The sequence below is a fragment of the Mycobacterium avium subsp. avium genome (assembly GCF_009741445.1).
GTDB lineage: Bacteria > Actinomycetota > Actinomycetes > Mycobacteriales > Mycobacteriaceae > Mycobacterium > Mycobacterium avium.
Genome location: NZ_CP046507.1, coordinates 3,278,381 through 3,292,280 on the forward strand (window position 1 = coordinate 3,278,381; position 13,900 = coordinate 3,292,280).

Annotated in this window: 13 protein-coding genes; 8 read left to right on the forward strand and 5 right to left on the reverse strand. The window is 69.7% G+C overall.

Features of this window, described 5'->3' with window-relative positions; all coding sequences use genetic code 11:
• Positions 1-109: 109 nt before the first annotated feature.
• Positions 110-1,303, forward strand: a complete 1,194-nt coding sequence (locus MAA44156_RS15105; protein WP_080516334.1) for a DUF6542 domain-containing protein — start codon at positions 110-112, stop codon at positions 1,301-1,303.
• Between the two features lie 16 nt (positions 1,304-1,319).
• Here MAA44156_RS15105 and MAA44156_RS15110 read toward each other — a convergent pair whose 3' ends face one another.
• Positions 1,320-2,318: a 4-hydroxy-3-methylbut-2-enyl diphosphate reductase gene (locus tag MAA44156_RS15110; RefSeq protein WP_009975388.1), complete on the reverse strand. Its 999-nt coding sequence runs from the start codon at positions 2,316-2,318 to the stop codon at positions 1,320-1,322.
• An 89-nt stretch (positions 2,319-2,407) separates the two neighbouring features.
• Between MAA44156_RS15110 and MAA44156_RS15115 the strand changes: the two genes are divergently transcribed.
• The 4 genes from MAA44156_RS15115 (at position 2,408) to MAA44156_RS15130 (ending at position 5,648) form a co-directional block, all read left to right on the forward strand.
• Positions 2,408-3,004 carry a lipid droplet-associated protein gene (locus MAA44156_RS15115; RefSeq protein WP_011724015.1) on the forward strand — a complete coding sequence of 199 codons (597 nt, stop codon included), beginning with the start codon at positions 2,408-2,410 and terminating at the stop codon, positions 3,002-3,004.
• Complete coding sequence (xseA, locus tag MAA44156_RS15120; RefSeq protein WP_009975385.1) at positions 3,001-4,248, forward strand: exodeoxyribonuclease VII large subunit; 1,248 nt, start codon at positions 3,001-3,003, stop codon at positions 4,246-4,248. Before MAA44156_RS15115 ends, xseA begins: the two co-directional genes overlap by 4 nt.
• Positions 4,238-4,486 carry an exodeoxyribonuclease VII small subunit gene (locus MAA44156_RS15125; RefSeq protein ID WP_009975383.1) on the forward strand — a complete coding sequence of 83 codons (249 nt, stop codon included), beginning with the start codon at positions 4,238-4,240 and terminating at the stop codon, positions 4,484-4,486. The genes xseA and MAA44156_RS15125 overlap by 11 nt, the downstream gene beginning before the upstream one ends.
• Positions 4,487-4,547: 61 nt before the next feature.
• Positions 4,548-5,648, forward strand: a complete 1,101-nt coding sequence (locus tag MAA44156_RS15130) for a 3-beta-hydroxysteroid dehydrogenase (protein WP_009975382.1) — start codon at positions 4,548-4,550, stop codon at positions 5,646-5,648.
• On the opposite strand, the gene MAA44156_RS15135 is transcribed toward MAA44156_RS15130, so the two are convergent.
• The 3 genes from MAA44156_RS15135 to MAA44156_RS15145 all read right to left on the reverse strand — a co-directional run bounded on the left by MAA44156_RS15135 (position 5,645) and on the right by MAA44156_RS15145 (position 8,774).
• Positions 5,645-7,189, reverse strand: a complete 1,545-nt coding sequence (locus MAA44156_RS15135) for a carboxylesterase/lipase family protein (protein ID WP_009975381.1) — start codon at positions 7,187-7,189, stop codon at positions 5,645-5,647. The genes MAA44156_RS15130 and MAA44156_RS15135 overlap by 4 nt on opposite strands.
• An 81-nt stretch (positions 7,190-7,270) precedes the next feature.
• A complete protein-coding gene (locus tag MAA44156_RS15140; protein ID WP_023879730.1) occupies positions 7,271-8,074 on the reverse strand; it encodes a dienelactone hydrolase family protein in 804 nt (267 codons plus the stop codon).
• A 13-nt stretch (positions 8,075-8,087) separates the two neighbouring features.
• Positions 8,088-8,774 (reverse strand): DUF4245 domain-containing protein, encoded by a 687-nt coding sequence (locus tag MAA44156_RS15145; protein ID WP_009975379.1) that lies wholly within the window; start codon positions 8,772-8,774, stop codon positions 8,088-8,090.
• Between the two features lie 55 nt (positions 8,775-8,829).
• On the opposite strand from MAA44156_RS15145, the gene glpX reads away from it, so the two are divergent.
• Genes glpX through MAA44156_RS15160 form a run of 3 tightly spaced genes read left to right on the forward strand, consistent with a single transcriptional unit; the run spans position 8,830 to position 12,420 of the window.
• The gene (gene glpX, locus MAA44156_RS15150; protein ID WP_029248405.1) at positions 8,830-9,909 is read left to right on the forward strand and encodes a class II fructose-bisphosphatase; all 1,080 of its coding nucleotides are present in this window, start codon (positions 8,830-8,832) and stop codon (positions 9,907-9,909) included.
• A 30-nt stretch (positions 9,910-9,939) separates the two neighbouring features.
• Entirely contained in the window at positions 9,940-11,352 is a 1,413-nt protein-coding gene (locus MAA44156_RS15155; protein WP_003875377.1) for a class II fumarate hydratase, read from the forward strand.
• A 48-nt stretch (positions 11,353-11,400) separates the two neighbouring features.
• Positions 11,401-12,420 carry a hypothetical protein gene (locus tag MAA44156_RS15160; RefSeq protein ID WP_029248404.1) on the forward strand — a complete coding sequence of 340 codons (1,020 nt, stop codon included), beginning with the start codon at positions 11,401-11,403 and terminating at the stop codon, positions 12,418-12,420.
• Here the strand turns inward: MAA44156_RS15160 and MAA44156_RS15165 are convergent.
• A complete protein-coding gene (locus tag MAA44156_RS15165; protein ID WP_009975377.1) occupies positions 12,417-13,850 on the reverse strand; it encodes an adenylate/guanylate cyclase domain-containing protein in 1,434 nt (477 codons plus the stop codon). The two genes, MAA44156_RS15160 and MAA44156_RS15165, sit on opposite strands and share 4 nt — an antisense overlap.
• Positions 13,851-13,900: the final 50 nt, after the last annotated feature.

Genomic DNA, 13,900 nt, shown 5'->3' on the forward strand with positions numbered 1-13,900 from the left:
CGGCGCCGGCGACCATCCGGGCGACCATTCCTGCGCCACGCCGTGGCACGCCCGCGATCGCTACGAGGTATTTACGAGCCTTTCGGTCCATTCCCGGTACGGTCTACATGTGTCAGCACAGCGGGCAAGTTCGACGGTGGCGAGCGCCCACCGTTCGATCCACCCAAACATCCCAGGCCTCCCCTGGTACGCGGCCGTGCTTGTCGCCGTCACCGCGACCGCCATCGGCTATGGAATCGACGCTGGTCACAAGGAGCTGACCCACGTCTTCGCGGGCTTCTATATAGCCGGTTGCGTGGCGGCGGTGCTGGCGGTGCGCCAGGACGGCATCTTCACCACGATCATCCAGCCGCCGCTGATCCTGTTCTGCGCGGTGCCCGGGGCCTACTGGTTGTTCCACGACGCCAAGGTGGGCCGGCTCAAAGACCTGCTGATCAACTGCGGCTATCCGCTGATCGAGCGGTTCCCGCTGATGCTGGGTACCGCCGGCGCCGTGCTGGCGATCGGCTTGGTCCGCTGGTATTTCGGGCACGGTCAACGGTCGACGACGGCGGCCGGCTCCGACGACGCCGCCGCCGGCCCCAGTGTCGACATCCAGTCCCTCGTCGGCGGCCTGGTGGCCAAGGTGCGGGCGGCGCTGCACCCCGACTCCGACGGCGATACCACCGAGGAGAGCGCACAGCGGCGCCGCACCCGCCGGTCGGGCTCGTCGTCGAGAACGCGGCGCACCGCGCGCAGCACTCGCTCGTCGGCAAGCAGTTCGCGTACCCGCTCGCGGCATGCGCGCCCGCCGCTGGACGACGCCGCCGAACCGGCCGAACGCCCCGAACGGCCGCGGCGCGCCGCCCGGCGCAGCGCGGCGGCCCGCAACTACGACACCGCCGGCCGCAACTACGACGCCGCCGAACCGCCGCGGCGCACGCGCCGCCGCCCCCGGCCCGACGCCGACCCCGAGCTGCGCGGCCAACCACCGCGCGAGCCGCGTCGCGAGCCGCGGCCCCGGCGCAGTCCCTACGAACGACCCGTGCCGCGCAGCAGCCGTTTCGACGGCTACGACCCGCCGAGCGGGCCGGAGAACCTGGGCCGCTACGACACCCCCGAGCCGCCGTATGAGCCCCGGCGCCGCCGCCCCGCGTCGACCGGCGCCAACGGGACGCATCACCCCATCTCGCAGGTCCGCTACCGCGGCGCCGCCGCGCCGGGCCAGCCGCGAGAACCGCACACCGAGCGCCGCACCCGTTCGCGGACGCCGGGCCGGACGCAGGGTCGGCCGCCGGCGGAGTCCTGGGAGTACGACGCCTGACGTCAGCCTGAGGCGATCAGCGCGCTGAGCGGATCTCCCGCGGCAACGCGAACACCAGGGTCTCCTGCGCCGTCGTCACCGGTTGCACCACGTCGAAGCCGCACTCGGCCAGCCGCTCGAGCACGCCTTGCACCAAGACCTCGGGGACGGACGCGCCCGAGGTGACGCCCACCGTGGTGACGCCTTCCAGCCACGCGGGGTCGATGTCGTCGGCCCAGTCCACCAGGTGGGCCGCACCGGCCCCGCCGCCCAGCGCCACTTCCACCAGCCGCACCGAGTTCGACGAGTTGCGCGAGCCGACAACGATCACCAGGTCGCATTCCGGCGCCATCGCCTTGACCGCCACCTGGCGGTTCTGGGTCGCGTAGCAGATGTCGTCACTCGGCGGGTCCTGCAGCTTGGGGAACCGCTGCCGGAGCCGCTCGACGATCTCCATGGTCTCGTCGACCGACAGCGTGGTCTGCGACAGCCACACCACCTTGTCCTCGTCGCGGACCGTCACGTTGTCCACCGCGGCCACCCCGTCGACCAGCTGCACATGGTCGGGCGCCTCCCCGGCGGTGCCGACCACCTCCTCGTGGCCCTCGTGGCCGATCAGCAGGATGTCGTAGTCGTTGCGGGCGAACCGGCGCGCCTCGTTGTGCACCTTGGTCACCAGCGGGCAGGTGGCGTCGATGGTGTGCAGGTTGCGTTCGGCGGCCGCGGCGTGCACCGTCGGCGCCACGCCGTGCGCGGAGAACACCACGATCGCCCCTTCGGGAACCTCGTCGGTCTCCTCGACGAACACCGCGCCGGCCTTCTCCAAGGTGCTGACCACGTGCCGGTTGTGCACGATCTCGTGGCGCACGTACACCGGCGGGCCGTGCTTCTCCAGTGCGCGCTCCACGGTTTCCACGGCCCGGTCCACGCCCGCGCAGTATCCGCGCGGCTCGGCCAGGAGCACGCGCTTGCGGGACGGGTTGACGGCTACGGAGCTGGATGCGCCGGGAATCCCCATGTCGACGGTCGGCGGCATGGCATCCAGGGTACGTTCTGCCGACACGGGCTTGCCAGCTCGCGCCGGCGGGCTTGGAGTTAGCCGCCGCTTGAGGCAATCTTGGACCCATGGCTACTGCACCGTATGGAGTTCGGCTGCTGGTCGGCGCGGCGACAGTCGCCGTTGAGGAGACCATGCGGCTGCCGAAAACCATCCTGATGTATCCGATGACGCTGGCCAGCCAGGCCGCCCACATCGTGATGCGCTTTCAGCAGAACCTCGCAGAGCTGGTGATCAAGGGGGACAGCACCCTCGAATCCATCTTTCCGCCCAAGGACGAGAAGCCGGAATGGGCGACCTTCGACGAGGACATCGACGACGCGGCCGACGGCTACGCCAACCCGGCCGACGGCAGTGAGGGCGAGCGCCGGGCCGAGGGCCGATTCGCGCTCTACTCGGTGGCCGACGCGCACGACGACGCCAGCGCCCTGACCAGGTCGGCCCGCCCGTCCGCGAAGCCGGCGGCCGAGGCGTCGGTCCCGACACCGGCGGTGGTCACCGAACTGGACTACTCGGCGCTGACGCTGGCCCAGCTGCGGGCCCGGCTGCAATCGCTGAGCGTGGACGAACTCGAGGCGCTGCTGGCCTACGAGCAGGCCACCAAGGGCCGGGCGCCGTTTCAGACGCTGCTGGCCAACAGGATCACCCGCGCGAACGCGAAGTGACCCGGGCCGCTACCTCCGAACCGAACTCCGCCGAGAACCCATTTCCGGTGCGCGCGGTGGCAATTCGGGTCGCGAGCTGGATCGACAGGCTGGGCACGGTATGGGTGGAGGGTCAGCTGGCCCAGGTGTCGCTGCGGCCGGACTCCAAAACCGTGTTCATGGTGCTGCGTGACCCGGCCGCCGACATGTCGCTGACCGTGACCTGCCCGCGCGACCTGGTGCTCAACGCCCCGGTGAAACTGGCCGAAGGCACCCAGGTGGTGGTGTGCGGCAAGCCCTCGTTCTACACCGGCCGGGGCACGTTTTCGCTGCGGCTGTCCGAGATCCGCGCCGTCGGGGTGGGCGAACTGCTGGCCCGCATCGAGCGGCTACGCCGACTGCTGGACGCCGAAGGGCTTTTCGACCCTCGCCTCAAGCGGCCAATTCCCTTCCTGCCCAACATGATCGGGCTGATCACCGGCCGGGCGAGCGCCGCCGAGCGGGACGTGAAAACCGTCGCGGCGGGGCGCTGGCCCGCGGTGCGTTTCGCCGTGCGCAACACCGCGGTGCAGGGACCCAACGCGGTCGCGCAGATCGTGGAGGCCCTGCGCGAACTCGACCGGGACCCCGAGGTCGACGTCATCGTGCTCGCCCGCGGCGGCGGCAGCGTGGAGGACCTGTTGCCGTTCTCCGACGAGACGCTGTGCCGCGCCATCGCCGCCTGCCGCACCCCGGTGATCAGCGCGGTCGGTCACGAACCCGACAACCCGCTGTGCGATCTGGTCGCCGACGTGCGCGCGGCCACCCCCACCGACGCCGCGAAGAAGGTGGTGCCCGACACCGCGGCCGAACAGCGGCTGATCGACGACCTGCGGCGGCGCAGCGCACAGGCGTTGCGCAACTGGGTATCTCGCGAGCAACGCGCGCTGGCCCAGATCCGCAGCCGCCCGGTGCTGGCCGAGCCGCTGCGCGCGTTGACCGCACGCGCCGAGGAGGTGCACCGCGCCCGGTCGGCGATTCGGCGCGACGTCACCCGGTTGACCGCCGCCGAAACCGAGCGGATCGGCCACCTGCGCGCCCGGCTGGCGACATTGGGCCCGGCGGCCACCCTGGCCCGCGGTTACGCCGTGGTGCAGACCGTCGGCGCCGGCGGCCCCCACGTGCTGCGTACGGTCGGCGACGCGCCGGCGGGCACCCGGCTGCGGGTCCGGGTCGCCGACGGCGCCGTGGCGGCGCTGAGCGAGGGACCGACCGATGGCGAATAACAAGAAGGACGAGCAGGCCGCCGCGGCTACACCTATTAGTCGACTGGGCTATGAGGCGTGCCGGGGCGAACTGATCGAGGTCGTGCGGCAACTGGAACAGGGCGGCCTGGACCTGGACGCGTCGCTGAACTTGTGGGAAAGAGGCGAACAGCTGGCTAAACGCTGTGAAGAGCACTTAGCTGGAGCGCGCAAGAGAATCGAAGACGCCCTCGCCGCGGGCGAGGCTGACGACGACTGAATTCGACCCTATTGGAGAGCTTCGTTGCCACACTTTTTCGAAACTGGAACACGTTTCAGTTATGATCGGCCCCATGGGTGATCCATCGCTGACGGCCGAACTGGGTCGCGTTCTGGTCACCGGGGGCTCCGGGTTCGTCGGCGCCAACCTGGTGACCACCCTGCTCGAGCGCGGATATCAGGTTCGCTCCTTCGACCGCGCCCCCTCGCCGCTGCCGGCGCACCCACACCTGGAGGTGCTGCAGGGCGACATCACCGACGCCGGTGTGTGCGCCGCCGCGGTCGAGGGCATCGACACGATCTTTCACACCGCGGCGATCATCGACCTGATGGGCGGCGCCTCGGTCACCGAGGAGTACCGGCAGCGCAGCTTCGCGGTGAACGTCGGCGGCACCGAGAATCTGGTCCGTGCCGGGCAGGCGGCCGGCGTGCAGCGCTTCGTCTACACCTCGTCGAACAGCGTCGTCATGGGCGGCCAGAACATCGTCGGCGGCGACGAGACCTTGCCCTACACCGACCGGTTCAACGACCTCTACACCGAGACCAAGGTGCTCGCCGAGCGATTCGTCTTGGGCCAGAACGGCGTTGACGGCATGCTGACGTGTGCGATCCGGCCCAGCGGCATCTGGGGCCGGGGCGACCAAACCATGTTCCGCAAGCTGTTCGAAAGCGTGATCGCCGGCCACGTCAAGGTGCTGATCGGCCGCAAATCCGCCCGGTTGGACAACTCCTACGTGCACAACCTGATTCACGGTTTCATCCTGGCGGCCCAGCACCTGACGCCCGGCGGCACCGCGCCCGGTCAGGCGTACTTCATCAACGACGCCGAGCCGATCAACATGTTCGAGTTCGCCCGGCCGGTGGTCGAGGCCTGCGGCGTGAACTGGCCCCGGGTCCGGGTCAACGGCCCCATCGTGCGCGCGGCGATGACGGGTTGGCAGCGGCTGCATTTCAGGTTCGGGATCCCGGCGCCGCTGCTCGAGCCGCTCGCGGTCGAGCGGCTGTATCTGGACAACTTCTTCTCCATCGCCAAGGCCTCGCGCGACCTCGGCTATCAGCCGCTGTTCACCACCGAGCAGGCGATGTCGGAATGCCTGCCGTACTACGTCGGCATGTTCGAACAGATGAAGCGACAAGCCTTGGCGGGCAAGGCATCCGCCTAGCGGAAGCTGACCATCTCACTGCCCCAGGCGGCACGGGCCTTGGCGTCCACGTCGTGGGCCAGCACGTCGTTCTTGCCGATGATCAGGCAGGCGCGGTCCTGCTCCTGATACGGCGCCCACTCCGGGCTGCCGGCAGGGCCCGCCGGTTTCGCGTGCGCGGCGAAGTTGATCCATCGGGTCCGTACCCGCTTGGACACCGCCTTGGCGGTCTTGCTGCCGCCGAGCTTGAGGGTGGGATCCTTGGGCGCACCGAGAGTGCCCCAGACATAAGGCAATTCGGTGGCGTGCGCGGCCTTGACCATCAGCAGCCTCAGCAGCGGGGTGGAGTAGTCGAACCGGTACAGATACACCGGCGCCACCCGGGCGTGCCCCTCGGCGAGCCACACCGACGGCATCCGGAAGCCCACGTCGGTGGCGATGCTCAAATACCTTGCCCTGCGCCGGAATCGGGAATAGGCGGAGCCGATCTGCTTTTCGGTGGGCAGCTGCAAGTCGGGTTGTTCGGCGGCGATCTGGTTGAACATCGAGGCGATGGCGTGCGGGGTGATCGGCATCAGCGCCGAGCGCATCAGCCGGAACAGCGCCGCCTCGTGCTGGTTGGTACCGATGATCAGCGGCACCGGGTGCGAGCCGCCCTGTTGTGCCACCTTCACCGGATAGTCGGCCAGCACGTCGCCGTCGACGATCGGGACGAACGCCAGCGTCCCCGGATTGCGCACCGGCACTTCGTCGAACACCTGTTGGGAGGCGGCCAGGATCGCCGCCATCGGCATGTCGATCAGCCGTCGTGACTCCGATGCGGTGATGCCCAGCTTGCCCAGGAAGGCTTCGGCGACACGGGCGGCGCGGTCACGGTCGTACACCGAGGTGGCCGGCGAACTCTGCGCGATGGCAGCGGCGAACAGGCCCGCGGCGGCGGGGCTGGCCAACAGCGTGGTGACGATCCCCGCCCCCGCCGACTCGCCGAACAGGGTGACCCGCCGCGGGTCGCCGCCGAATGCGGTGATGTTGTCGCGCACCCACTCCAGCGCCGCCAGCACGTCGCGCAGCCCGACGTTGGAGTCGAAGCTGCGCCCCGCGCTGTTCAGCGCCGACAGGTCGAGAAAGCCGAGCGCGCCGAGCCGGTAGTTGACCGTCACCACCACGACGTCGCCGTGGCTGACCAGCCGGCGGCCGTCGTAGAGCGTCTGACTGTTCGACCCCAGCACGTAGGCGCCGCCGTGCAGCCACACCATCACCGGCTTGGCGTCCCCGGGTTGGGTGTCGGCGGATGCCCAGACGTTGAGCCGCAAGCAGTCTTCGCCTTGGGGCGCACCCAAATCCAGCGGCATGTTCGGGAACACCGGCTGCGGACAGGCGGGGCCGAAGACGGTGGCGTCGGCCACCTCGGTCCACCGCTCGGGCGGCTGAGGCGCACGGAAGCGCAGGTCGCCGATGGGCGGCGCCGCGTAGCGAATGCCTTTCCACGCCTTGACACCGTCGACTGCCACGCCCCGGACCGGGCCGTAACCGGTTTCCACCACGAGGTCATCGACCGCCATGCGCACAAAACCTCCTGGAAGAAACTGAAAACGGCGTCGCCTCATTATGGTCGATGAGCCGCGCAGCCCGAGGCGGTTCGCCTAGCGCGCGCCCAGCCGCTGGGTGAGGAATTCGACCACCCGCTTGCGGGCCTCGTAGGCGGGGTGGCCGTCGACTTCGCGGACCTCCAGGGTGAGCACCGAGTGCGCCGTCTTGCCGAAGCCGTGTTCGTTGCCCGGGCGCGAGTCGATCTCGATCACCTCGAAGGCGTCGCCGAGCCGCTGTTTGAGTGCGGTGAACCGCTCACGCGGCGACGTCCAGTCCTCGCCGAACCGTAAACCCATGGCGCACAAGCCCTCATTGGCGCACCGGTCGGCCACGGTGGCCAGCTCGGCCTCGCTCACGCCGGGGTCGCGGCGCCGCGTCGCGCCCAGCGGGAAGGGCACCGACGGCTGCGACAGCACCGGTGCCAGCACGCTCTCGTCGACCGCGGCGGCCAACGCGAAACCGCCGGTGAAGCATTGGCCGATCACCCCGACCCCGTCACCCGGCGTCGACGCGTTGAGGTCACGAGCCAACGCCCGCAGGAACAACGCCACCGGCCGCTGCTTGTTGGTGGCGAACGCGGCGAATTCCCTTGCCACGCAGGCCCTCGTCATGCCCGCGACGAGGTAGCCCGGCGACACCGGCTTGCCCGGCTCACCGAACAGCGACGGCATCGCGACCGTGAAACCGTTGTCCACCAAATGATTACCCAGGGCCAACACCCCGGGATGAATCCCCGGCAGCTCCGGAATCAGCACCACGCCCGGGCCCACGCCCTTGCGGTAGACGTCGTGGGTGTAGCCGCCACCGCTGAACGGTGCCACCGACCAGCCGGACAGATCAGCCTCTGGTGCAGTCATGCTCGGCCTTTCGTCAGCGCACGGGCAACGGCGGTTGCGACTGGGTCGCCGAGGCCAACGTACGGAACTGCTCGGCGTTTCCGGCGCCGGTGATCGCGATCTGGGTGGCGCCGCCCGCGCCGGTCAGCCGGGTCGTCCACACCGGCTCGGCGTCCGCGCCGCTTTGACCGGAACCCTGATAGATGACCCAGCTGGTTCCGGCGACGTCGACCGTTCCGGTCGGGTAGGCCGACGGATGAATCGAGTTGATCAGCTTGTCCTCGTCGGCGTTGCTCTGCGTCAGGCTCAGATACATCCCGGTCGGGCTGATGTAGCCGACCACCGAGGTGGGGGCATTGAGCCGTTGACCGGTCGACGGGTCGGTCCGGCCGTTCTGGATGCCGCCGCGGTGGCCGGAGTTGGCCTGCCAGCCGGCCGGCAGCGCCGGTTGGCGGACGGGGAAGCCCAGCGTCGCGGCGTCCGCCCGCAGGGCCGCCGCGGCGTCGTAGGACGGGATGGGCCCCGGTCTGTTGTGCAGCTGCAACGAACACATGCCCAGCAGCCCGGCCAGCACGACACACCCGATCACCAGCGGTATCAGCGACCAGAACATGTCGCGGCCGTCCTGCAGCAGCCGCGGTTTCTCCGGCCTGGGAACGGGCCCGGCCGCCGCGGCAGACTCGCCTGGCGAGCTGGCATTCAGCGACGGCTGCTCGGTCATCCTCCAAGTATCCCAGTTCTCGCGGACCGATCCGCTTCTGGGACAATCAGCAACCATGACAGTTGAGGGCGACCGCTCGTCCGCCGCCGCCGGCCGGCCCCCGGCGCAGGGCCGGCCGCGCGGCGAGGCACCAGACCGCAACCTGGCGTTGGAACTGGTCCGCGTCACCGAGGCCGGCGCCATGGCCGCCGGCCGCTGGGTCGGCCGCGGCGACAAAGAGGGCGGTGACGGGGCGGCGGTCGACGCGATGCGTGAGCTGGTCAACACGGTGTCGATGCGCGGTGTGGTGGTCATCGGCGAGGGCGAGAAGGACCACGCGCCGATGCTCTACAACGGCGAGGAGGTCGGCAACGGCGACGGCCCGGAGTGCGACTTCGCCGTCGACCCGATCGACGGCACCACGCTGATGAGCAAGGGCATGCCCAACGCCATCTCGGTGCTGGCGGTGGCCGACCGCGGCGCCATGTTCGACCCGTCGGCGGTGTTCTACATGAACAAGATCGCCGTCGGGCCCGAGGCCGCGCACGTGCTCGACATCACCGCGCCGATCGCCGAGAACATCAAGGCCGTCGCCAAGGTCAAGGCCCTGTCGGTGCGCGACATGACCGTGTGCATCCTGGACCGGCCGCGGCACGCGAAGCTCATCGACGAGGTCCGCGAGACCGGGGCCCGGATCCGGCTGATCACCGACGGCGACGTGGCCGGCGCGATCTCGGCCTGCCGCCCGCACTCCGGCACCGACATGCTGGCCGGCATCGGCGGCACCCCGGAGGGCATCATCGCCGCCGCCGCCATCCGCTGCATGGGCGGCGCCATCCAGGCGCAGCTGGCCCCCCGCGACGACGAGGAACGCCAGAAGGCCATCGACGCCGGCTACGACCTGGACCAGATCCTGACCACCGAGGACCTGGTCTCCGGTGAGAACGTCTTCTTCTGCGCCACCGGGGTCACCAACGGTGACCTGCTCAAGGGTGTGCAGTACTACCCCGGCGGCTGCACCACCCAGTCGATCGTCATGCGATCGAAGTCGGGCACCGTCCGGATGATCGAGGCCTACCACCGGCTGTCGAAGCTCAACGAGTACTCCGCCATCGACTTCACCGGCGACAGCTCTGCCGCCTATCCCCTGCCCTGAGAACCGACCCGAGAACGAGGAAGCCACTGTATGGCCACTGACGACGGCGACACCGACTACCGCATCGAGCGCGACACCATGGGCGAGGTCCGGGTACCCGCAAAAGCGTTGTGGCGCGCGCAAACCCAGCGCGCGGTCGAGAACTTCCCGATCTCGGGCCGGGGCCTGGAACGCACCCAGATCCGCGCCCTGGGCCTGCTGAAGGGCGCCTGCGCGCAGGTCAACAAGGATCTGGGGTTACTGGCGCCGGAGAAGGCCGACGCGATCATCGCCGCGGCCGCCGAGATCGCCGACGGTCGCCACGACGACCAGTTTCCCATCGACGTCTTCCAGACCGGCTCGGGCACCAGCTCGAACATGAACACCAACGAGGTGATCGCGTCCATCGCGGCCGCCAACGGGGTGACCGTGCATCCCAACGACGACGTCAACATGTCGCAGTCGTCGAACGACACCTTCCCCACCGCAACCCACATCGCGGCCACGGAAGCCGCAGTGCGCCATCTGATTCCGGCGCTGCAGGTGCTGCACGACGCCCTGGCGAGCAAGGCCCGCGAGTGGCACACCGTGGTCAAGTCGGGCCGCACTCACCTGATGGACGCCGTGCCGGTGACGCTCGGCCAGGAGTTCAGCGGCTACGCCCGCCAGATCGAGGCCGGCATCGAGCGGGTGCGGGCCACGCTGCCCCGGCTGGGTGAGCTGGCGATCGGCGGGACCGCGGTGGGCACCGGCCTCAACGCTCCCGACGGCTTCGGCGCCAAGGTGGTCGAGACGCTGATCGCCTCCACCGGGTTGAGCGAATTGCGCACGGCGACAAACTCGTTCGAGGCCCAGGCGGCGCGCGACGGGTTGGTCGAGGCCTCCGGCGCGCTGCGCACCATCGCGGTGTCGCTGACCAAGATCGCCAACGACATCCGCTGGATGGGTTCGGGGCCGCTGACCGGCCTGGCCGAGATCGCCCTTCCCGATCTGCAGCCGGGCAGCTCGATCATGCCGGGCAAGGTGAATCCGGTTATCCCCGAAGCGGTTACGCAGGTCGCTGCGCAGGTGATCGGCAACGACGCGGCGGTGGCCGTCGGCGGCTTGTCGGGCGCCTTCGAGCTCAACGTGTACATCCCGATGATGGCCCGCAACATCCTGGAGTCGTTCAAGCTGCTGACCAACGTGTCGAGGCTGTTCGCCGAGCGCTGCATCAGCGGGCTGAGCGCCAACGTGGAGCACCTGCGCGAGCTCGCCGAATCCTCACCGTCCATCGTGACGCCGCTGAACTCGGCGATCGGCTACGAGGAGGCGGCGGCGGTGGCCAAGCAGGCGCTCAAGGAGCGCAAGACGATTCGGCAGACCGTCATCGACCGCGGGCTGATCGGCGACAAGCTGTCGCTCGAGGAGCTCGACCGCCGGCTCGACGTGCTGGCCATGGCCAAGGTCAAGCCGCAGGACTGAGCCAACCGTTCGGTGACGGCGGTTGATGACAGTAAGGATGGTTTTTCGATGACGGCTCCTCCCGGCGGTCCCTACGGCCCGGGGTCCTACGGAAGCAATCCGTATGGGCAGGAGCCGAATTGGGGCGGCCAGCCACCAGGCGGTCAGCCACAGGGCGGCCAGCCACAGGGCGGCCCCTATCCGCAGCCCGGGCAGTATCCGGCCGGCGGTCCGTATCCCTACCCGCCGCCGGGCGGCGGCTACCCGTACCCGGGTGGCCCCTACCCGGGCGGCCCGTACCCGGGTGCGCCGTATCCCGGTCCCGGACAGCCGTTCGGTCCCGGCGGGCCCTACTCGCCGGGACCGCCGCCCGGCGGCCCCGGCTCCAAGTTGCCCTGGCTGATCGTCGCCGGACTGGTCGTGCTGGCGGTGATCGCGCTGGTGGCCACCCTGGTGGTGATGAAGGGCGGGCACGGCAGCAAGCCGTCCGGCGCCACGCCGTCGTCCACCAGTACCTCGGTGTCGCAGCCGAAGAACTCGGCGCAGAACGCCACCGATTGCACCCCGAACGTGTCCGGCGGCGACATGCCCCGGTCCGACTCCATCGCCGCGGGCAAGCTTTCGTTCCCGGCCAACGCGGCGCCGTCGGGGTGGACGGTGTTCTCCGACGACCAGGGCCCGAACCTGATCGGTGCGCTGGGCGTGGCCCAGGATGTGCCGGGGGCCAACCAGTGGATGATGACCGCCGAGGTCGGCGTCACCAACTTCGTCCCCAGCATGGACCTCACCGCGCAGGCCACCAAACTGATGCAGTGCCTGGCCAACGGGCCCGGCTATGCGAACGCGATGCCCACCCTGGGCCCGATCAAGACGTCACCGATCACCGTCGACGGTACCAAGGCGGTCCGGGCCGACGCCGACGTCACCATCGCCGACCCCACCCGCAACGTCAAGGGCGATTCGGTCACCATCATCGCGGTCGACACCAAACCCGTCAGCGTGTTCATCGGCAGCACACCGATCGGTGACAGCGCCTCGGCCGGACTGATCGGCAAGATCATCGCCGCGCTGAAGGTCGCGAAGTCCTAACCGGTGGGCGCCGAGACGTGGGTGGTCTCGGACCGCCCGCGCAGCACGGTGGAATAGCATTCGGCCCAGTGCCCGCGTTCGGCTTCGCCGGCCGCCTCGATCGCCGCCGCCGAACACAGGATTCTGCGGTCGGCGGTCTTGGCCAGGTCGGCCAGCCGCGCCGCCTCGTTCACGGCGTCACCGATCACGGTGTATTCGTACCGGTTCTCGGCGCCGACGTTGCCGGCGAAGACCCGGCCCGCGGACACACCGATCCCGAAATCGACCGGCAACTGCCGTAATTGGGTACCGAGCGTGCGGGCCGTCGCCAGCGCCGCAGACGCCGGCTCATTGGTCGGCAACGGCACCCCGAAGACGGCCAGCGCGGCGTCGCCGGCGAATTTGTTGACCAGACCGTGGTGTTCGTCGACGGCGTTGACGACAATCCGGAAGAAGTCGTTGAGCACCTCCGCGACCTCTTGCGGGGGGCGGCTTTCCGCGAGCTGGGTGGAGCCGACCAGATCGATGAACAGCACCGCCGCTTCCACCACGTCCCCGGACAGCGACGCCCCCTCTTCGATGGCGCGCTGCGCGACGTCCGCGCCGACGTGCCGGCCGAACAGGTCGCGCAGCCGGTCACGCTCGGCGAGCCCGGCCACCATCCGGTTGAAACCCGTTTGCAGCCTGCCGATTTGGGAGCGCTCGTAGGCGCCGACGTAGGTCTCCATCCGGCCGTGCTCAATCTCGGCCATCGCATCGACGACCTCGCCGATCGGATCGGAGATGGAGCGCGACGTCAAGATCATCGTCGGCAGCCCGAGCACCAGCGCCGCCAGCGACACCACCAGGATGGGCACATCCAGCGACGCGGACTTCTCGACCAACCAGCCGTACGAGCGCAGCACCACCAGGGCCGCGATGACGGCGATGGGGAACGCGCTGCACAGGAACCACAGCAGGACCAGCCGCGCGTACACGCTGGGCACCGCCAGGCGCGGCTCGGCGCCCAGCGTGGCCGCCCGCATGATGGGCCGCAGCGTGCGCTGGGCGAGCAGCATCCCGGTGCCGGCGGCGGCCGAGCCGCCCAGCAACGCGCCGAGCGCGATGGGCAGCAGAAGTCGTGCTCCCCCAGCCAGATTCAGCAGCAGGAAGATCCCACCGCTCACCGCCCAGGCGGTCACCAGGATCGCCGACTGGCGGCCGGCCAGCTTCATCACCGCGTCGCGCTGCTGCGGCGTGGGTTCCTCGCCCGCGACATACCAGCGCAGCGTGGGAGCCAGGCTCAGCGCGCCGGCCACCGCGACGCCGATGATGCCCAGCGCGATGAGCGCCAGCACCGGCCCGGTGTTCTGCCGCGCGAAGTCGGCGTTGACTCCGACGGACGTGTGGCCGCGCAACGGGATCAGGATGGCCGCGGCTTCGCCGACGGCCAGCACATACGACAGGCTCATGTCCAGCCCGTAGCGAAACAGCCACCGCCGAGCGGACTTTCGCTCCTCTG